The organism is Aquabacterium sp. (assembly GCF_016195855.1).
Lineage (GTDB): Bacteria > Pseudomonadota > Gammaproteobacteria > Burkholderiales > Burkholderiaceae_C > Aquabacterium.
The window spans coordinates 73,348-92,111 of the sequence record NZ_JACPYU010000013.1 but is presented as its reverse complement, the minus strand read 5'-3'; the positions used below and the strand labels follow the sequence as shown (position 1 = coordinate 92,111).

The 18,764-nt window shown below is 64.9% G+C and carries 16 protein-coding genes and 2 tRNA genes; 8 read left to right on the top strand and 10 right to left on the bottom strand.

Translation table 11 applies throughout. From position 1 onward, the window contains the following. On the top strand, positions 1–387 hold the full coding sequence (locus HY019_RS11590) for a CbiX/SirB N-terminal domain-containing protein (RefSeq protein ID WP_290692196.1): 387 nt from the start codon (positions 1–3) through the stop codon (positions 385–387). Between the two features lie 13 nt (positions 388–400). Next, positions 401–1,372 (top strand): CysB family HTH-type transcriptional regulator, encoded by a 972-nt coding sequence (locus HY019_RS11585; protein ID WP_290692194.1) that lies wholly within the window; start codon positions 401–403, stop codon positions 1,370–1,372. 37 nt (positions 1,373–1,409) lie between these two features. Here the strand turns inward: HY019_RS11585 and HY019_RS11580 are convergent, their stop codons facing one another. After that, positions 1,410–3,464 carry a hypothetical protein gene (locus tag HY019_RS11580; RefSeq protein ID WP_290692192.1) on the bottom strand — a complete coding sequence of 685 codons (2,055 nt, stop codon included), beginning with the start codon at positions 3,462–3,464 and terminating at the stop codon, positions 1,410–1,412. A 141-nt stretch (positions 3,465–3,605) separates the two neighbouring features. On the opposite strand from HY019_RS11580, the gene HY019_RS11575 reads away from it, so the two are divergent. Next, positions 3,606–4,373 (top strand): oxepin-CoA hydrolase, alternative type, encoded by a 768-nt coding sequence (locus HY019_RS11575; protein WP_290692190.1) that lies wholly within the window; start codon positions 3,606–3,608, stop codon positions 4,371–4,373. A gap of 6 nt (positions 4,374–4,379) precedes the next feature. Here HY019_RS11575 and HY019_RS11570 read toward each other — a convergent pair whose 3' ends face one another. The 3 genes from HY019_RS11570 to HY019_RS11560 form a co-directional block, all read right to left on the bottom strand. Next, the gene (locus HY019_RS11570; RefSeq protein WP_290692188.1) at positions 4,380–5,042 is read right to left on the bottom strand and encodes a hypothetical protein; all 663 of its coding nucleotides are present in this window, start codon (positions 5,040–5,042) and stop codon (positions 4,380–4,382) included. Positions 5,043–5,148: 106 nt separating this feature from the next. After that, positions 5,149–5,225, bottom strand: a tRNA-Arg gene (locus HY019_RS11565). 13 nt (positions 5,226–5,238) lie between these two features. Then, positions 5,239–7,563: a heavy metal translocating P-type ATPase gene (locus HY019_RS11560; protein WP_290692186.1), complete on the bottom strand. Its 2,325-nt coding sequence runs from the start codon at positions 7,561–7,563 to the stop codon at positions 5,239–5,241. A gap of 182 nt (positions 7,564–7,745) precedes the next feature. Here HY019_RS11560 and HY019_RS11555 point away from each other — a divergent pair, with 182 nt between their 5' ends. The 3 genes from HY019_RS11555 (at position 7,746) to HY019_RS11545 (ending at position 9,381) form a co-directional block, all read left to right on the top strand. Continuing rightward, positions 7,746–7,955: a cation transporter gene (locus HY019_RS11555; RefSeq protein ID WP_290692184.1), complete on the top strand. Its 210-nt coding sequence runs from the start codon at positions 7,746–7,748 to the stop codon at positions 7,953–7,955. Then, positions 7,939–8,397 carry a Cu(I)-responsive transcriptional regulator gene (cueR, locus tag HY019_RS11550; protein WP_290692182.1) on the top strand — a complete coding sequence of 153 codons (459 nt, stop codon included), beginning with the start codon at positions 7,939–7,941 and terminating at the stop codon, positions 8,395–8,397. The genes HY019_RS11555 and cueR overlap by 17 nt, the downstream gene beginning before the upstream one ends. A gap of 87 nt (positions 8,398–8,484) precedes the next feature. Further along, positions 8,485–9,381 (top strand): alpha/beta hydrolase, encoded by an 897-nt coding sequence (locus HY019_RS11545; RefSeq protein WP_290692180.1) that lies wholly within the window; start codon positions 8,485–8,487, stop codon positions 9,379–9,381. Positions 9,382–9,415: 34 nt separating this feature from the next. On the opposite strand, the gene HY019_RS11540 is transcribed toward HY019_RS11545, so the two are convergent. From HY019_RS11540 to HY019_RS11520, 5 genes are all read right to left on the bottom strand, one after another. After that, the gene (locus tag HY019_RS11540; RefSeq protein WP_290692178.1) at positions 9,416–9,853 is read right to left on the bottom strand and encodes a hypothetical protein; all 438 of its coding nucleotides are present in this window, start codon (positions 9,851–9,853) and stop codon (positions 9,416–9,418) included. A 206-nt stretch (positions 9,854–10,059) separates the two neighbouring features. Next, positions 10,060–10,136 (bottom strand) — tRNA-Pro (locus HY019_RS11535). Between the two features lie 55 nt (positions 10,137–10,191). Continuing rightward, the gene (locus tag HY019_RS11530; protein WP_290692176.1) at positions 10,192–10,953 is read right to left on the bottom strand and encodes an acetoacetate decarboxylase family protein; all 762 of its coding nucleotides are present in this window, start codon (positions 10,951–10,953) and stop codon (positions 10,192–10,194) included. A gap of 16 nt (positions 10,954–10,969) precedes the next feature. Further along, positions 10,970–12,355 carry an acyl-CoA dehydrogenase family protein gene (locus tag HY019_RS11525; RefSeq protein WP_290692174.1) on the bottom strand — a complete coding sequence of 462 codons (1,386 nt, stop codon included), beginning with the start codon at positions 12,353–12,355 and terminating at the stop codon, positions 10,970–10,972. Beyond that, on the bottom strand, positions 12,352–12,939 hold the full coding sequence (locus HY019_RS11520; protein WP_290692172.1) for an acyl-CoA dehydrogenase family protein: 588 nt from the start codon (positions 12,937–12,939) through the stop codon (positions 12,352–12,354). Before HY019_RS11520 ends, HY019_RS11525 begins: the two co-directional genes overlap by 4 nt. 45 nt (positions 12,940–12,984) lie before the next feature. Here HY019_RS11520 and HY019_RS11515 point away from each other — a divergent pair, with 45 nt between their 5' ends. Both HY019_RS11515 and HY019_RS11510 read left to right on the top strand, forming a co-directional pair. Beyond that, positions 12,985–13,482, top strand: a complete 498-nt coding sequence (locus tag HY019_RS11515; RefSeq protein ID WP_290692170.1) for a hypothetical protein — start codon at positions 12,985–12,987, stop codon at positions 13,480–13,482. Between the two features lie 115 nt (positions 13,483–13,597). Then, positions 13,598–14,638, top strand: coding sequence for an AraC family transcriptional regulator (locus HY019_RS11510; protein ID WP_290692168.1), 1,041 nt, complete (start codon positions 13,598–13,600; stop codon positions 14,636–14,638). A 24-nt stretch (positions 14,639–14,662) separates the two neighbouring features. On the opposite strand, the gene hrpA is transcribed toward HY019_RS11510, so the two are convergent. Beyond that, positions 14,663–18,616 (bottom strand): ATP-dependent RNA helicase HrpA, encoded by a 3,954-nt coding sequence (gene hrpA / locus HY019_RS11505; RefSeq protein WP_290692166.1) that lies wholly within the window; start codon positions 18,614–18,616, stop codon positions 14,663–14,665. Positions 18,617–18,764: the final 148 nt, after the last annotated feature.

Below are 18,764 nucleotides of genomic sequence, written 5' to 3'. Positions count from 1 at the left end.
ATGGACCGATCCGGCATCCTGCTTTTTGCCCATGGCGCGCGCGACCCCGCCTGGGCCCGCCCGTTTGAAATCGTGGCCGACCGGCTGCGCGCCCGCGCCGCGGCCAGTGGCGACGAGGTCGAGCTCGCCTACCTGGAGTTCATGTCGCCCAGCATTGCCAAAGCCGCCGCCGACCTGGTTCGCAAGGGCTGCACGCGCATCACCGTGGTGCCCTTGTTCCTGGGGGCTGGCGGCCATGTGCGCAAGGACCTGCCGCAACTGCTGGATGACATGGCCCGCCAGCACCCCGATATCCGCTGGACGCTGAGCCAGGCGGTCGGTGAGACGGACGTGCTGATCCAGGGGCTGGTGGACGCGGCCTGGCAGCTGGCCCAGCCCGAAGACTGAGGGAAGCGCGGCCATGAACCTGCACCAGTTCCGCTTTGTCTACGAGGCTGCCCGACGCAACCTCAACCTGACTGAGACCGCCAAAGCGCTGCACACCTCGCAGCCTGGCATCTCCAAAGCCATCATGGAGCTGGAGGAAGAACTGGGCGTGGACATCTTCGTGCGGCACGGCAAGCGCCTCAAGCGCGTGACCGAGCCTGGCCAGCAGGTGCTGCAATCCATCGACATCATCCTGCGCGAGCTGGGCAACCTGCGCCGCATTGGCGACGAGTACGCCATGCAGGATGCGGGCACCCTGTCGATCGCGACCACGCACACGCAGGCCCGCTATGTCTTGCCCGAGCCGGTGGCGGCGCTGCGCAAGAAGTACCCGAAGGTGTCGGTCAGCCTGCACCAGGGCACGCCCGAGCAGGTTGCCCAGATGGTGCTGGACGAAACCGCCGACATCGGCCTGGCCACCGAGTCGCTGAGCGACTTCCCAGAGCTGGTCACCCTGCCTTGCTACGAATGGCAGCACGTGGTGGTGATGCCGGCCACGCACCCGCTGACGCAGGTGCCGCGCCTGACACTGGAGCAGTTGGCCGCCGAGCCACTGATCTCGTATCACCCGTCTTTCACCGGCCGCAAGCGCATCGACCAGGCTTTCGCACAACGTGGCCTGACACCGAATGTGGTGCTCGAAGCCATTGATGCCGATGTGATCAAGACCTATACACGGCTGGGCCTGGGGATTGGCCTGGTGGCCGAGATGGCCGTCAAGGACGACCCGACGATGAGCACGCCCGGCAGTGAACTGGTCTGGCGCCCCGTTGGTCACCTGTTCGGGCCCAATATGGCGAGGCTGGCTTTCAAGCGTGGCGCTTACCTGCGCCAGTTTGTGCTGGCCTTTGCCGAGTTGATCTCGGATCGCCTGACCAAGGCGCTGATCATGCAGGCCATGCAATCGCCGGCCCATGGCCAGAGCGAGGTCGACTACGGTTTGTGAAGTGGTCTGTGATGCGGCCTTTGACGGCTGCCCCTGATCACGACCGCTGATCGGGCGGTGTCACGTGCAGATCGTCCAGGTGCAGATCCAGGTTCATGCTGGGGCTGGCTTCTGGTTGGGCCTTGATGGGCCGCGTGGCCATCAGAGGCTCGATCACCGGCGCCGCGTGGACCGAGGCGGCGGGCTCGTTGGCCGACAGGTCCACCACGGGCAACAGCAGGTCCACGCTGTGGCGATCCACAATGTCGCGCTCGGACAGGTCACGGGCCACGGCGTAGAGGAACAACAGTTCACGGTAGGCCGGCAACTCGAAGGTGTCATCGCCGCTCTCAGGCCGGGTCAGGGATTTCTCCAGCACCGCCATGGCACGGACGGGCTCGGCCCACAAGGCCTGCAGGCGCTCGATCACACCGGGGTAATCCTCGAGCATGTGCCCTTGCTGCAGATCAGCATCCCACGCGGGTGCGTAAGCATTGAAGCGCTGGTTGAATTCGGCCTGCACGCGCTCGTAGTCGGTGCGCTTGCCGACGCGGCGGTAGATTTCCAGCAGCTTCAGGAAGGGCAAGGGGCTGGCACCGGTCGTGTGGTGCACATGGCCTTCCAGCAGGTCAATGGCGGCATCGTCCTGCCCCAGCACCACGAAGAACTCGGCTTGCTGCTCCAGGTCGATCAACTCTTCGACCGACACCTCTCTGAGCGGCTCGCTGTGAGCAGCACCGACCGGCGGCATCTGGATGGCCGGCGGCACGGCATCCGGCACAAACTTGTGGATCGTCGCCGAGGTCAGCGGCCTGCTGGGCTCGGTTGCCATGGGGGTGAACACACCCGCCTCGGTCTGGCCTTCCGTGGACGATGACCCGGAGGGCACATGGACGAACTCGGCAGACGTGCGCGAAAGCTCCGGCTCGCGGTCCAGATCCTGCTCACTCAGGTTGGACTGGGCCTGCGAGTGCCACCAAGACTCGCTGCGCTTGCGCTCCTGGCGCAAACGTTGATAGAGATAGGCCGACAGGCCCAGCGCCGCCAGCAGCAACAGCCACAGAACATAGGAGGACCTGCCCGTTCCGGACTCGGCCTTTTGCAGGCGTGTCTTCAGTGCGGCCATGTTCTGCTGGGCCTGATCACCCTCCTGCTTGAGTTGCGCCAGGCGCTGCTCAAGCTGCTGCAGGCGATCACGGTCGCGGGCCATTTGCTCGGGCGAGGCATTGAGCGCGAGCCAGATGGCCGCGGCAGTTTGCCGACGAGCCGCCACTTCGGGGGACGCGTCCTCGGCTGAGGTGGGCGAGCCCAGCGAAGGCGTCATGCGCAGATTGGGGATGACCATGGCATCCGTATCGGCCGGATCCAGCAGCAGGCGGCCGCCATCTTCACTGGCTGGCGAAGCGCGGCCTTTGGTACCCGCCTTGCGCGATGGCGCAGCGCCGGCCGACACAGGCTTGTCGCTCGCTGGCGCGGCCACATCAGCCACCGTCATGCTGGGCATCACGGCGCTTCTGGCTTTGACAGCCTTGGCCGACCTGGCCGCTTTGTTTGCCTGCACAGGCGAGTCGCCCAGTGTCGACGCCTGGGGTGACGCCATGCGCGAGGGGGACTTGCGCCCTGGCAAGGCGCCAGGCGGGCTGACAGTGCCGGTTGCGGGCAAGGTAGCAGCCTGGATGGTTTCGGCCACGTTGACCGGCGAGGCCTCTGTGACCAACGGAACCGAGGCGCCAGGCGGATCAGGGAAGGTCACGATCTTGCGCGTGATGCGGGACTTGCATCCGGCCGCCAGGTAGATGGTGACCACGGGCTCGCTGATGGCGATGGTGCTGCCGACATACAGCACGCGGTCACGCCCCTCACCTGCAAGCACCTCCGTGAAGATGACCTTGGGCGAGACTTTGTCATCACCGAAATACACATCGGCGGCAACGCATTCATTGGGAATTTCTTCGCCGGGTTCAAGGCGAAGAGGAACGCTCACCTTCAGGGTGTCGCCCAAAACGGCACGGCTGCTAGCGTGACCGAAGCCCAAGCCGTAGGAAGCCCCGGCCGCACACAGCAGCGTCATACCAGCTAGAACCGCGGCCGATACCCGCTTAAAGTTATTCATGTCGGTGCATCATGAGGCCCAGGTTTTGACTCTAGCATGAAGGCTTTCGCTCCCATCTGGTGGGAAGCCCGTGAGAACGAGGCCAACTCCTCACTTTGAGACTTGCTGACAACAACACGTCCGATTTCATCGAAATAAAGCATGACAACCGAACTGCAGACTGAACGACAGGGCCAGACACTGGTGATGACGCTGTCGGGCCCAGCCACCCGCAACGCCCTGTCGCCGCAGGTCTACGCCGCGGGCATCGAAACCCTGAACATGGCCGAGTCCAGCCCGGACGTGCGCGCCGTGGTGCTCACGGGCGCTGGCGACCACTTTTGCGCAGGTGGCGACCTGCAAAGGCTGGCCCACAACCGCCAGCACGACATGCAGGTGCAAGGCGCCAATCTGGATGCGTTCCACCAATGGATCGAGGCGCTGCGCAGCTTCCCCAAACCGGTGATCGCCGCTGTGGAGGGCGTGGCCGCCGGCGGTGGTGTATCGCTGGCCCTGGCCTGTGACCTGATCGTGGCGTCCGAGGGCGCCCGCTTCGTGATGGCCTACAACAAGGTCGCGCTGTCACCCGACGGCGGCGCCAGCTGGCACCTGAGCAGGGCCTTGGGCCGCGGTAAGGCGCTGGAGTGTTTGTGGCTGGGTGAGCAGCAATCCGCGCAGCAATGGCAGGCCCTGGGCCTGGTGAGCCGCCTGGCACCTGCTGGCATGGCACTGGACCACGCGCTCCAGCTGGCCGAGCAGTTGGCACAGGTCGCCCCTCAGGTATTGACGAGCGTGAAAGAGCTGGTCAACGACGCGGACCGCCCTTTGCGCGCACAACTGGACGCTGAAAAACAACAATTCCTGGTGAACCTGAGCCGACCCGAAGCCGGCCAGGCCATCGAGCGCTTCCTGCAGGGTAAAGGCCGCTGAGCCAGATCAGGTCAGCTCGAAGGCCACCTGGCGCATGCGTGCGGCCATCTGGGCAAACAGCTTGCCCACCATCTGCAACTGGCCGGGCTCCACGTTCTGGCCGGGCATGCGCAAGGTGAGCATGCCCCGGTTGACTGTCATGACCAGCAACAGGCCATCGGTCCACCAGTTGGCTGCGGCGCTTTCCAGCTCCTGAATCGTCGGGGCGTCCAGCCAGGACTGCATGACGGCCTCGGCGTTGCAGAACAAGGCAAAGCGTTTGGCCAGCACGGCCGAAGTGTTGAGGCTCACACGCGGGTGCATGGCCAGCCAGCGCATTTCATCGGGCAAGGTGTTGTCGATCTGCGTCTGCATCGCGTTGGTGTAGCGGCTGAACACATCGGACTCGAGTGTCTGGGCCACCACCTTGCTGAGCAAGATCATCTGCACATCGCCAGGCAAGCCGGTGTCACAACGGAACCGCAACTCGTGCCCGGTGATGTAGGGGCGCTGCGACGAGCCCCACTCCACGCGCCAGCCCTTGTCGGTCTCGACCACATAGCCGCCGCCTGTCTTGTCCTTGACGCGCTTGAACGCAAAACCTTGCGATTTGGCCCAGGCACCCAAGGCTTGCCCCTCGTCGCGCGCGGCGCCAGCTGAACCTATCAGTCGCTTGATGGAGGCAAACATGCGAGGGTGGTTCCCGAGGGAACAGAGGGTCTATCCATGAGCCAGTCTACCTGAGCGCCTCTGTTCAGGTTGCTGAAATACACATGGCGAAATCCCTGAATCAATCTGGCCTGCCCGGAGGGACTCGAACCCCCGACCTACTGCTTAGAAGGCAGTTGCTCTATCCAGTTGAGCTACGGGCAGCCAAGCTGGCAGTTTAAGCGATGCGCGCAGGCTTCCAGCGAGACAGCCACAGGGCATTGGTGACCACGCTCACGCTGCTGAGCGCCATGGCGGCGCCGGCCAGCATGGGGTTGAGCCCGCCAAACGCGGCCAGCGGGATGCCGACCACGTTGTAGCCAAAAGCCCACGCCAGGTTCTGCCAGATCTTGGCGGAGGTGCGCCGGGATATCTCCAGGGCGGCGGGCACCAGCATGGGGTCGCCGCGCATGAGGGTGATGCCTGCCGCCTGCAGGGCCACATCGGTGCCGCCTTCGGGGTTGGCCATGGCCATGCCGACATCGGCCGCTGCCAGCGCGGGCGCATCGTTGAGGCCGTCACCGACCATGGCCACGGTCAGGCGCTGGCCGCCCTCGCCTTGCTGCAGGCGCTGGATGTGGTCGGCCTTGTCACCCGGCAAGACCTCGGCCACCACCTGCTGGATGCCCAAGCGGCTGGCCATGGCCTGCGCCGCCCCCCGGTTGTCACCCGAGATCATCACGGTGCGCACCTTCAAGGCATGCAGGCGGGCCACCGTCTGGGCGGCACCGGGCTTGAGTTCGTCGCCAAAGGCCATGGCGGCCATGACCTGCCAGGCGGGCTCACCATCAGCGACCTGCGTCTGGCGCATCAACCAGGACACGGTTGAACCACAGGCGGCCCAGGCATCGGCCTGCGCCTTCAAAGCTGGGGTGACAGGGCTGGCCTGCTCGTCGACCCAGCGGGCGCTGCCCAGCCCCCAGTTCCCCGACAGCGCAAGGAGGCCAGCTGCGTCGCCACCCGCCTCGCTCAAGCGCCCCACCACCCCTCTGCCAGGCATGGCCTGGACGGCCTGCGCCGCAAGCGGTGCCTGCCCCTTGGCCGCCTCCAGCACCGCACGGGCCAGCGGGTGTTCGCTACCGGCTTGCAAGGCCGCGGCCACACGCAAGGCCTGCGGCTTGTCCCAGTCGGGTATCGAGGGCATGGAGGTCATCTGCGCCACCTGCCAGTCGATCAGCCTGGGGTGACCCTGGGTCAAGGTACCGGTCTTGTCAAAGGCCACGACCTGCACGCGGTGGGCCACCTCCAGGGCCTGCGGGTCCTTGATCAAGATACCCTGGCGCGCCGCCGCCCCGGTGCCGGCCATGATGGCCGCCGGTGTGGCCAGCCCCAAGGCGCATGGGCAGGCGATGACCAGCACGGCCACGGCCCGGATCAAGGCCAACTCGCCACCGGCGCCATGCCACCACCACCCCAGCCCCGTCAGCAGCGCCACGACCAACACCGTGGGCACAAACACCGCCGAGACCCGGTCCACCACGCGCTGGATGGGGGCCTTGGTGGCCTGGGCGTCCACCACGCGGCGGATGATGTGCGCCAGCATGGTCTGCCCACCCACGGCCGTGACCAGCATGACCAGCCGCCCCTCCGCGTTGATGGCCCCACCCGTCAGGCGATCGCCCTGGTTCTTGGCCACCGGCAAGGGCTCGCCCGTGAGCATGGCCTCGTCGACATGGCTGGCACCTTCTGTGACCGTGCCATCGGTGGGAATGCGCTCGCCCGGGCGCACGATGAGCGTGTCCCCGACCAGCACCTGAGACAGCGGCACCGTGACCTCGCCTTGCGGCCCCAGGCGGGAAACCGTGTCAGGCCTGAGCGCCTGCAAGGCCCGGATGGCGGCCGTGGTCTGGCGCTTGGCGCGTGCTTCCAGCGCCTTGCCCAGCAGGACCAGGGTGATCACCACGGCCGAGGATTCGAAATACAGATCGGGCCCGCCATGTGCTGCATGTGCGGACTGGGCGTGCGTCCACCAGAGCCAGCAAGACAGGCCCCAGGCCGCGCTGGTGCCCAGGGCCACAAGCTGATCCATGTTGCCGCTGCCATCCTTGAGCGCGGCCCAGCCTGCCTTGTAAAAGCGCGCGCCCAGGCCAAACTGCACCGGCGTGGCCAGCGCGAACTGCACCCAGGCGGGCCAGAAATGGTGGGCGCCCCACAGCATGGGCAGCACCAGCGGCAAGCTGGCCACGCCGCCCAGGATCACGGCCCCCCAGACATCCCACCAGGGCACGACTTCCTCCACCACGGGCGCATCGGGCTGCTGGATCAGGGCGTGGTAGCCCGCGTCCTCCACTGCGCTCACCAGCCCGGCCGGGTTCGGGGCACTGGCCTCAGGGCGCCAGGTCACGCTGGCGATCTCCGTGGCGAAGTTGACCTGCGCCTCCTGCACGCCGGGCACCTTGCGCAAGGCCCGCTCGACACGGCCGACACAGGCGGCGCAGGTCATGCCCCGCACGGCCAGTTGCACGGGCTCAACCAGGGACAAGGAAGGAGAGACTGAGGACATGACGCGGCCTTTGGATAGGTCCATGATGATGGCACTTTCAACCCTGACATCATGTCAAGGTCAAGCCTATTGAACATCTCACCCTGTTTTGACCACGGTCATGCCAGCTCGCTTGACCTTGCCATCATGGCAAGGTTCAGACTGAGTTGCGTTGACAATGCCATCACCTAGAAAGGATCCCCATGAGCGACACCCACAGCCACCAGCTTCAGGTCAAGGGCATGAGCTGCCAGCACTGTGTGAAAGCGGTGACCAAGGCCATCCAGGCGCTGGATGCTGCCGCCACTGTGTCGGTGGACCTGCCACAAGGCATGGTCACCGTGCAGACCACGCTCGACCGCGACGCCACGGCCCAGGCCATCACCGAGGAAGGCTATGAAGTCCAGGCCTGACGCCACGCCCGTCAACATCGGCGAGGCCTCCAGGCTGACGGGTGTGTCGGCCAAGATGATCCGGCACTATGAAGGGCTGGGCCTGCTGCCGGCGCCACCGCGTACCGAGTCGGGCTACCGGCGCTACGACGATGACGCCGTCAACACCCTGCACTTCATCCGGCGCGCGCGGGATCTGGGCTTCAGCATGGCCGACATCGGGCAACTGCTGGATTTGTGGCGCAACCGCCGCCGCTCCAGCGCCGCCGTCAAGAAACTGGCGGTGCAACACGTGGCCGCGCTGGAGGCACGCATCGAGGCCCTGGAAGCCATGAAGCGCACCTTGAACGACCTGGCCGAGCAATGCCATGGCGACGAGCGCGCCTGCTGCCCGATCCTGGACGACCTGGCCGGCGCGCAATTACCGCCAGCGGCATCCAGCTGCCATTCGTCACAACACTGAGGCGTTGGTCACATGGCACATGACGAACGGGGGGCTTTGCGTGCATGATTTGGGGCTTGCCCCATCCACAACACGAGGAGCCCGCCCATGTCCAGCGCACCCCATGATCAGTGGCCACTTCAGTCGTCCAGCCTGAGTGCCTGCGGCATCCGCACCCGGGTGCTGCAAGGCGGGCAGGATCTCAAAGCCACGGAGGCCGTGGTCTTCGTGCATGGCAACCCCGGCTCCAGTGAAGACTGGCGCGCGTTGATGCAGGCAGTGGCGCCGCACGGCCGCGTCATCGCCCTCGACATGCCCGGCTTTGGCCAGGCCGACAAGCCTGCCGACTACCCCTACTCCGTTGAAGGCGGCACGGCCTTTTTGACCGAAGCGCTCAAGCAACTGGGCGTGCTGCGTGCGCACCTGGTGCTGCATGACTTTGGTGGCCCCTGGGGCCTGATGTGGGCGGCCATGAACCCCCTGGGGCTGGCCAGCCTCACCCTGATCAACACAGGCATCCTCAAGGGCTACCGCTGGCACTACATGGCACGCATTTGGCGCACCCCCCTGCTGGGCGAGTTGCAACAATTGATCACCACCCGCAGCGGCTTCAAATGGGCGATTTCAGTGGGTTGCCCCAAGGGCCTGCCACTCGAATTCGTCAACCGCATGTACGACGACCTGAACTGGGGCACCAAGCGCGCCATCCTCAAGCTCTACCGCGCCACCGGCGACCTGGACAACCGCAGCCAGGCCCTGGGCAAGATGCTCGCGCCACTCAACCCGCCCACGCTCGTGGTGTGGGGTGCGGCCGACCCGTATCTGCCTGCGCGTTACGCAGAGCAGCAAAAAGAGACCTTCGCCAAAGCACAGGTGGTGCTCTTGCCGCAAAGTGGCCACTTCCCGTTCGCCGATGACCCGCAGGGCGTGGCGCAGGCCGTGGTGCCCTTCTTGCGTCAGCAGTTATCGGGCGGCACGGCAGGGGTCAGATCAGGCGCGGCCTGATCAAGCCTGGGGCTGGCGCGCAACAGGCGCCCGGTCAACAGCCAGATAGCTCAGCCGTGATGAGCGGCAGGCCGCCATCGACTTGTGGCGATGCATAGGTCACCGAGCAGGCGGCGGCATCCGGTGCGCCCTCTTTCTGGAAGACCGTTTTGTCGCCGACATGAACGGGGTTGAAGCCGGAGAACTGCAAGGCGTTCTGGATGCCTGCCGGGTCGCCGCCTTGCGGGTAGCCACGCGACATGGCCACCGTCGTGTCGCTGATGGCCACCGACGAGCCGCCTTCATGAAGCTTGCAACCTGACTGGGTCGCGCACTTCATGTGCATCAGCGTGCTGGCAGACGTCATGGCACCTTGCATACCCATGACGACCGACTTGCGTGCGTCACCCGGCAGGTCCGCAAAATGCGGCAAGGCCGTGGCCGACAAGCCGCCCATGATGGAGATGGTGCACACCATCTCCAGCAAGGACATGCCCCGCTGCTTGCGTTCTGAATGAATGGTGTTGGTGATCTTCAAAGCAGGCCTCCCTGGCAGCCTGTCGCATCGTGAAACGAGTGCGCAATATGCCGCACCAGGGAGATTCTAGAAGGCGCTTTCGGGGGTGAACAGCCTCTGGATGAGCGGGCCCGCAAAGCAAAACGGGCCAGCACCTGATGATGCTGACCCGTTGGATTCAATGGTCGGGGCGGTGGGATTCGAACTCACGACCCTCTGCTCCCAAAGCAGATGCGCTACCAGGCTGCGCTACGCCCCGACGAAGCTGGCATTCTATGCTGAAAATTGGCCCGGGTACAGCTGTTGTTTGAAAATCATCTCACCGGCATGCCTGAGGGCAGGATGGCGTGCATGCCCTGGATGGTCTGAACCATCAAGGGTGTGGCGCCATGCAGGCCCAAATCGCGCAAGCGCGCGCTCAGGGGATGGTTACCGCCGCCGTCGCAGTGCAAGCTCACATCACCGCCCAGGCCATGCCGCATGCGCCCTCTGGTATTGATCACAGTGCGCAGCAGTTGCCCCTTGAACAGCGTGTAGGTCATCAGATTGGGCGCGGACATCTTCACGCCCCACCCCACGCGCCCGGACAAACGGCACAGCAGGTCTTTGCCATCTTCACTGCGCACGGTGCATTCCAGATCCCTGTCGCGCAACTGAAAGTCGATGGGCACGATGATCTTCGGGTAGCCCCAGCAGTCATGGCCAGCCGCATGGGCTGCCGCGGTGGTCACAGGCAAGTCCGCCACGTACATGCCAGGCAAGGCCGACTGGCCCCAATGCCAGGCCGCTGTATCCCTGAACTTTGTCTTGACGGGGTGCGCTGCCACGGCCACGCCCATTTCGTTATAGGGCCCCACCGAGGTGTCCACATATTCGAAGAAGGCCACGGTCACCAGCCCTTTGCCAGGGCGCAGGGGCACCGCCTTCAGCTCCGGCGGCAACACGGCCTGGGCCTTGTCGATGTCAACCAGGAAAGAGGCAAACACCGCAGCAGCGTTGTAGTACAGGATGGGCAACGCCACCGGCCCCACTCGGGTCGGGTAGGTCTGCCTGTCCACGTCGAAATAGCTTCGCATGATGTCTTGTCCTTACTTACACACTGATGTGGATCGGCTCGCCAGCCATGCGGGCCAGCAGCTGGGTTTGCATGTCTTCGATCAGGCCCAGTCGGTTGATCTGGTTGGTGCCTTCGAAGATGCGGGTCAGGCGGATGTCGCGCAGCAGCTTTTCCAGGCCGGTGGCGGTACGGGTGCCGTGCTCGGCCATCAAGGCCATGCCCATCTCGCAGATCGCCTGGGCCCGATCGGTTGCCATGAACTTGCTGATGCAGGCACCCGATTGCCTGGCCTGCTGACTGCCACGGGCTTGTTGCCACAGCAGCGAACGGATCGTGCGGGTCTCGGCCACCATCTGGGCCAGTTGCAGCTGAACCTCCTGATACGAGATCAAGGGGCGGCCGCCCAGGCGGGTGTCCAGCGCATGGTTCAAGGCCAGTTCACAGGCACGACGGGCGATACCGACAGCCATGGCCGCCACCGGGTAGCGCGAGGCATTCAGCGTGGCGCGGTTGAGGGCCCACCCCTTGCGCAGGCCGCCAATCACATCGGCCTCGGGCACAAAGGCATCCTCGAAGGTCAGCTCTGCCGCACTGCTGGCGCGCATGCCCATCTTCAACTCGGTACGGCGGGCGCTCATGCCGGGGTTGCCGGCATCCAGCATGAAGCAGGTCCAGGACTCGAAGCCCTCGCCTTCCAGCGCCGCGAACACCGCCACCTTGCGGGCGACATCACCGCCGCTGATGTAGCACTTCTGGCCGTTGATGCGGTAGCCGCCGGGCACGGCCTTGGCCACCACGCGAGGGCGGTTGGTGTGCGCGCCATGGCCATCCTCTGCATCGCTGCCCGCCGTCGGCTCGGTGATGGCGTAGGCAAACAGATGGGGCCGCCCTTGCATGAAGTCGTGATGCATGGGGCGGATGAAGCGCCACATTGCATTCAGGTCGCCACTGAGCAGCACGGGCGCCAGGCCCAGATGATGGGCGCTCAGCAGCAGCATCTGGCCGGCACACACGGCAGACATTTCCTCCACCTGGATGGCCATGCGGTACGCGGGTGAAAAACGCATGTCCCACAGTGAGGCAGCACCAAGCGGTGCAGGCACGGCATTGGACATGAAGCCGGCACGCCCCGCCTTGATCAAGAGTTGCCGCGCCACGGGATGCAAGGTGCCAGGCCGGGCATGTTCGGCCTCATCCAGCAGACGCACGTTGGGCGCCATGTGGGCCTGCGCGAACTGCCTCACGCGCCGGCGCAAATGCCCCAGCGCGGTGGGCAGGCTGGCCGTGTCCATCTCCCACAGGTCGGCAGGGCCATAGTGTGTGAGGGCCCGGCCCAGGGCGTTGAGCTCCTTGATCCGCTGCAAGGGGTTCAGCCCGTGAAGCAGTGGTACATGCCCTTCGATGTGATCGAGTGTGGTCATGCGTGTGCTCCGGTTGCCGTGGTCCTGGTGAAGGCCCAATTGGCCGACATCAGCTGCATGTCCAACGCGCCGCCGCTTTGCTGGCGCAGGTGATTGACATCACGCCAGCGCTTTTCGATGCCGTTGTCGCGCATATAGCCCAGGCCACCAAAGGTCTGCATGGCCACATTGGCGGCCAAGGCCAGGCCTTCATGCAATCGGTTGCGCGCACGAAGCAGATCGACAAAACCTGATTCGTTCAAGGCCTGGCCTGCCAGCACGATGCGCACATCGGTCAGGGCCGCTTGCATGTCAGCCAGCATGATCTGCACAGCCGGGTGCCCGGCAATGACGCGCCCGCCCTGAAAACGCAGGGCGCTGAACTGCTGCGCCATCTCCATCATCTGCTGGACGCAGCCTCGCTGGATGGCCAACAGGCCCAACCACTCGCGGTGCCAGATGTCGCGGGCCAGCGCCTTGGCCCGGTGCGCGGGCACCTGGACGGTGCGCGCCTGGCCCGACTCAAAAGCCCCGTCGTGCAACTCGTCCAGGCCATGCCCGGAGGTGCTGCCACGCACCTCGCCCCGGATGAGCTGCCACGCCATCGCCCCTGCAGTGAACACGGGGGCCAGCAGCACACGCACCTGCCCATGCATCACGCCGCTACAAACCCGATCTGGATCAAATACATCTTGCAGCAAGGGTTCATCCACTGGCTGCCCGCACCACCAGTTGGCCAGCTCGCCACGGCCAATGCCATGGCGGCCATGCAGGCTGATACAGGGATGAGGCTCGCCGATGTTGCTTTCACCCAGCTGTCTCAGCAGATGAAGCGCCAGGGCCGATCGGTGCAAGCTCAGCGCCAGCGATGCGCTCACCTTGGCAATTGTGGTGAGGTTGCGCAAGGTCAAGGCCAGTTGCGGTGCTTGTTCGCATCCTTCCCACAGCCCGCATCCGTCATCGTCTGTTGTATTGACAAACCCCTGATCCACGAACAGATCCAGCGCCGCCAGGAACCGGGATGGCTCACATGTCTGCTCCGGCCGTGCGAACACATCCTCTGCCAGATCCCTGCATATGTGCTGCAAACTGTCGTCGATCATGACGATGTCTTCATCGCTCAATTGCACGACATCTCCTTGTTGTGATGAACGAGGTGATGCTAGGTGGCGGGTGATCGGGTGTGGATGCTGTGATCGGTCAAGCTACTGATCGATCTGGCCAATTCGCTGTATGGGGTAGTTCTGCGCAAATCTGGATGTCATGGACCTTCGCTCGCTTCGCGTTTCCACCATGTCGGTGTACCCCCTGCTCCAATGTGCGCAGGATGAGGGGCTGCCTGCCGAACAGCTGCTGGCAGGCACGGGGCTGACCGAAGCCCTGCTGCGCGATGCCAACCGGGACGTCCCTTTCAGCCTTGAGCTGATCGTGGTTCGCAACTACCTGCGCCTGACCCGAGAGAGCGTGCCGGGCCTGCGGGCCAGCACCTTCTATCACTACAACAGCTTTGGCACGCTGGGGGCGGCACTGGTGAGCCACCCAACCATGCTGGAGGCCTGCCGCTTCCTGGCCCGCTACGTGGATCTGACCTTCACACCGTTTCGCGTCCTGATGGAAGAAGATGGCAAACAGGTCTGCGCCCGTTATGTGGACTGCATGGACCTGGGAGACTGCCGGGATTTCTATCTCATGCGGGATCTGGCCTTCATCCGCAACCTGAGCAAGGAAGCCGGTGCCGAGGATTGGGCCGAGCTGGTGGACGACATGGAAATCGCCATGGCGGCGCCCGCCGAGCTGGAAGCCGTGAAAGCCTTCTTTGGCTGGCCTTTGCACTTTGGCGCAACCGAAACGCGCGTGATTGCCCCCAGGCGATCACTGCTGAAGCCACTGCGGCTGGCCAACCCGATCACGCTCAAGATCATGCAGGAGCAGTGCGAGGCCCAGTTGCTCAAGCGCCAGCAGAACCCCTGGTCCAGGCAGGTCGAGAACCTGTTGCTGAGCACGCACCCCATGCCGGATCTGGGCACCGTGGCCGACCGCCTGCATTGCGCTGAGCGCACGCTACGGCGACGTCTGCAAGGCGAGTCCTGCACGTTTCAGGATCTGGTCACGCAGGTCCAGCAGCAGCGCGCCATCCACCATCTGCGCCACACCCAGTTACCCATCGAGCTGATCGCCGAGAAACTGGGCTACAGCGAGACCGCCGCCTTTGCCCATGCCTTCAAGCGCTGGACGGGGCAGACACCCTCGGCGTTCCGCTTGCAAAGCCGCCAGCCTGAAGACCTGCAAGTCGATCAGGCCTGATCCACTTCGCAGAAGATGGCGTCGTCAGGACGTCATCTGCGACCAGACCTTCTCCAGGCGCTTGACACTCACAGGCTGTGGCGTGCGCAACTCCTGCGCAAACAGGCTGATGCGCAGCTCTTCCAGCAACCAGCGGAACTCGTCCAGGCGTGCGTCATGCGTGCCTTTGAGCTCGCTCAGGCGGCGCGTCAAGCGCTGGTCCAGCGGGCGCAACTCGGTAAGGCGTTGCGCATCGCGCGCCGGGTCGCCTTTGAGCTTGTCCAGTCGCAGGGTGATGCCCTTGAGGTAGCGCGGGAAGTGCTGCATCTGCGCATACGGTGTCAGCGCCACAAAGCGCTTGGGCATGAGGCGCTGCAACTGCGCCGTGATGTCATCGGCCACGTCCTTGGGTGGGCGCGCGTCCTTGAGCTTGCGCGTGGCGGCGGCGTACTCGGTCAGCACACTGCCCGCCAGCCGTGCCACTTCCTGCGCGATCAGGTTCAGGCGCGTGCGCCCCTCTTCCACTCGGGCCTTGAAGCTGGCAGCGTCGGTCGGCAAGGGGTCGTTGAGGTAAGCGCGGTCCAGCGCCACCTCGATGATCTGGTCGCGCAGCTCGTCGGCCGTGCCCAGGCTCATGTAGGTCATGGCCATTTTCTGCAGATCGGGGATGTTCTTTTCAAGGTACTTGAGCGGCTCCTTGATCTGCAAGGCGATCAGGCGGCGCAGGCCGGCGCGGTGCCTGGCTGCGGCCACATCGGGCTCGTCAAACACCTCGATCTCGACGTGCTGCCCCTTGTCGATCAAGGCCGGGAAGCCGATCAGGGTGTGGCCACCACGCTGGATTTCCATCAACTCAGGCAGCTCGCCAAACGTCCAGTCGGTCAGGGCTTGTGCGGCTGGTGCGGGCTTGCTGCTGGATGCCGGCACGTTGGCGCCCCCTTTGCCATCTCTTTGGCCCGCAGCCTGCACACGCTGCACACCTGGCTTGTGGCCTGGCGCTTGCGCACCACCCGCCTGCTGCGCGGGCTCGGGCGAGTGCGCGCCCGCCGCCTCACCACCCTGCACCACGGCGTGCGCCTTGAGCGCCGCCAGCGCCTGGAAGGCCCCGCGAGCCAACGCACCCAGCTCGGCCTTGATGGCAGGCAGGTTGCGCCCCATGCCCAACTGGCGGCCGTGTTCATCCACCACGCGGTAGTTCATGAACAGATGGGGTGAGAGCATGTCGAGCTTGAAGTCCGCACGCTTGACATCCAGCTGGGTCTTGTCGCGCACAGCCTTGAACAGCACATCCATCAAGCCGCCCTTGCCAAAGTCCACAGACTCGACGAAGGACTCAGCGTAGTCCGGCAGCGGCACCAGGCGCGCCCGCGGCTTCTGGTGCAGGCTCTTGATCAGGGCCAGCACCTTGTCTTTGAGCATGCCCGGCACCAGCCATTCGCCAGCTTCTTCGCTGACCTGGTTGAGCGCAAAGATGGGCACCGTCACGGTCACGCCATCGCGGGCGTCGCCGGGTTCGTGCAGGTAGCTGGTGCTGCAGTCCACGCCGCCCATGCGCAGCACCTTGGGGAAGGCGCTGCTGGTGATGCCGGCGGCCTCGTGGCGCATCAACTCGTCGCGGCTGAGGTACAGCAGCTTGGGGTTCTCGCGGCTGGCCAGCTTGTACCAGCGCTCGAAGCTGTGGCCGCTCATCACCTCGGGCGGGATCTGCGCGTCGTAGAACGCAAAGATCAGCTCGTCGTCCACCAGCACATCCTGCCGGCGGGATTTGTGCTCCAGTTGCTCGACCTGGTTGATCAGCTTGCGGTTGGCCGCCAGGAATGGCAGGCGCGTTTCCCACTCGTCGTTGACCAGGCCTTCGCGGATGAAGATCTCGCGGGCCTTGGGCGCATCGATCAGGCCAAAGTTGACACGCTTGTTGTTGTAGACGACCAGGCCATACAGCGTGGCCCGCTCGATCGCCACCACCTCGGCCGCCTTCTTTTCCCAATGGGGTTCAAGCAACTGTTTCTTGAGCAGGTGCCCGCCCATGAACACCAGCCACTGCTGGTCGATGTTGGCGATGCCGCGGCCAAACAAGCGCGTGGTCTCGACCAGTTCGGCCGCCAGGATCCAGCGCCCCGGCTTCTTGCTCAGGTTGGCACCAGGGTGCTTGTAGAACTTGATGCCGCGTGCACCCAGGTACCAGTCTTCGTCGTCGCTCTTGCAGCCAATGTTGCCCAGCAGACCAGCCAGCAGCGACAGGTGCACCTGCTCATACGTGGCCGGGCTGCCGTTGAGGCGCCAGCTGTGCTCGGCCACCACGGTGTGCAGTTGCGTGTAGACATCCCGCCATTCGCGCACGCGGCGCGGGTTGATGTAGTTGTCACGCAGCAGCTGCTCGTACTTGCGGTGGCTCAGCTTGTGTTTCTCTGGCTGACCGGGCTCGTGGTGTGCGTGCCCGCCACGCGAGTCATCCAGCCACTTCCACAGCTTGAGCGTGCCCATGAACTCCGACTTCTCGTCGTCGAACTGCTTGTGCTTGGTATCGGCCTGCTGTTGCTGATCGATGGGCCGGTCGCGCACGTCCTGCACGCTCAGGCTCGCAGCGATCACCAGCACCTCGGCCAGGGCTTGCCGGTCCTTGGCCTCCAGGATCATGCGGCCCACGCGCGGGTCCAGCGGCAGGCGGGCCAGGTCCATGCCCAGCTTCGTGATCTCGTTGTTGTCATCGACCGCGCCCAGCTCGTTGAGCAACTGGTAGCCGTCGGCAATGGCCTTGCGCAGCGGGGGCTCAATGAAGGGGAAATCGTCCACCAGCCCCAGGTGCAGGGACTTCATCCGCAGGATCACCCCGGCCAGCGAAGAGCGCAGGATTTCGGGGTCGGTGAAGCGCGGGCGGGCGGTGAAGTCCTTCTCGTCGTACAGGCGGATGCAGATGCCATTGGCCACCCGGCCGCATCGCCCGGCGCGCTGATTGGCGGCGGCCTGGCTGATCGGCTCGATCTGCAACTGCTCGACCTTGTTGCGGAAGCTGTAACGCTTGACCCGCGCCATGCCCGAATCGATCACATAGCGGATGCCCGGCACCGTCAGCGAGGTTTCGGCCACGTTGGTGGCCAGCACGATGCGCCGCCCGCCGCCGGTCTTGAAGACTTCGTCCTGCTCCTGCTGGCTCAGGCGCGCGAACAGCGGCAGGATGGTGGCCGTGACGCGGTGGTGGGCAAAGTGCTTGCGCAGGTGATCGGACGCCTCGCGGATCTCGCGCTCGCCGGGCAGGAAGACGAGGATGTCGCCGCTGCCCTCGCGCCAGAGTTCATCGGCGGCGTCCGTGATGGCCTCGTTCAGGCCGTACTCGCGGCTTTCCTCAAAGGGGCGGTAGCGCTGCTCCACCGGAAACAGCCGGCCAGAGACCATGATGACCGGCGCGGGCCCCTTGGCCGATTCAAAGTGCTTGGCAAAGCGCTCGGCATCGATCGTGGCCGAGGTCACGATGATCTTCAGGTCCGGGCGGCGCGGCAGTAACTGGCGCAGGTAGCCCAGCAGGAAGTCGATGTTGAGGCTGCGTTCATGCGCCTCGTCAATGATGATGGTGTCGTAGGCCCTGAGGTCTGGGTCCCCCTGGGTCTCGGCCAGCAGGATACCGTCGGTCATCAGCTTGACGGAGGCACCCGGCTGCAGACGGTCCTGGAAACGGACCTTGTAGCCCACCACCTCGCCCAGCGGCGTGTTGAGCTCTTCCGCAATGCGCTTGGCCACACTTGATGCGGCAATCCGCCGAGGCTGGGTGTGCCCGATCAGCTTGGGCCGCAGGTGGCGCGGGGCATTCGGGTCCCGCTCCTGCCCCCAGCCGCCCCGGCCCATGGTCAGGGCGATCTTGGGCAGCTGCGTGGTCTTGCCCGAGCCCGTTTCACCGCAGACGATGATGACCTGGTGCTCGCGCAGGGCAGCCTCGATCTCGTGGCGCTTGCCGCTGACGGGCAGGGATTCGGGAAACTCGATGAGGGTGGGACGGGCAGACACAGAAGGCTTTGGGGCACACAGGCAAGGCGCACATTATCCAGCGTGCGCCAGCAGCACCCGGCACGGGCTTCCAAGGTCATCAATTGGCGCGCGATGTCAAAAACAACGCGACACATTTCAAGGCAAAAACGGATGCACGGCCCGGGCA

Bases quoted from the DNA above. Each gene is read 5' to 3' on its own strand.
- HY019_RS11515 (WP_290692170.1), top strand. From the start codon at position 12,985: ATGCATCACGCCGCTACAAACCCGATCTGGATCAAATACATCTTGCAG.
- HY019_RS11575 (WP_290692190.1), top strand. From the start codon at position 3,606: ATGACAACCGAACTGCAGACTGAACGACAGGGCCAGACACTGGTGATG.
- HY019_RS11555 (WP_290692184.1), top strand. From the start codon at position 7,746: ATGAGCGACACCCACAGCCACCAGCTTCAGGTCAAGGGCATGAGCTGC.
- HY019_RS11540 (WP_290692178.1), bottom strand. From the start codon at position 9,853: ATGTCCTTGCTGGAGATGGTGTGCACCATCTCCATCATGGGCGGCTTG.
- HY019_RS11525 (WP_290692174.1), bottom strand. From the start codon at position 12,355: ATGACCACACTCGATCACATCGAAGGGCATGTACCACTGCTTCACGGG.
- HY019_RS11545 (WP_290692180.1), top strand. From the start codon at position 8,485: ATGTCCAGCGCACCCCATGATCAGTGGCCACTTCAGTCGTCCAGCCTG.
- HY019_RS11520 (WP_290692172.1), bottom strand. From the start codon at position 12,939: ATGGCGTGGCAGCTCATCCGGGGCGAGGTGCGTGGCAGCACCTCCGGG.
- HY019_RS11510 (WP_290692168.1), top strand. From the start codon at position 13,598: ATGGACCTTCGCTCGCTTCGCGTTTCCACCATGTCGGTGTACCCCCTG.
- HY019_RS11580 (WP_290692192.1), bottom strand. From the start codon at position 3,464: ATGAATAACTTTAAGCGGGTATCGGCCGCGGTTCTAGCTGGTATGACG.
- HY019_RS11585 (WP_290692194.1), top strand. From the start codon at position 401: ATGAACCTGCACCAGTTCCGCTTTGTCTACGAGGCTGCCCGACGCAAC.
- HY019_RS11590 (WP_290692196.1), top strand. From the start codon at position 1: ATGGACCGATCCGGCATCCTGCTTTTTGCCCATGGCGCGCGCGACCCC.
- HY019_RS11560 (WP_290692186.1), bottom strand. From the start codon at position 7,563: ATGTCCTCAGTCTCTCCTTCCTTGTCCCTGGTTGAGCCCGTGCAACTG.
- HY019_RS11530 (WP_290692176.1), bottom strand. From the start codon at position 10,953: ATGCGAAGCTATTTCGACGTGGACAGGCAGACCTACCCGACCCGAGTG.
- HY019_RS11570 (WP_290692188.1), bottom strand. From the start codon at position 5,042: ATGTTTGCCTCCATCAAGCGACTGATAGGTTCAGCTGGCGCCGCGCGC.
- cueR (WP_290692182.1), top strand. From the start codon at position 7,939: ATGAAGTCCAGGCCTGACGCCACGCCCGTCAACATCGGCGAGGCCTCC.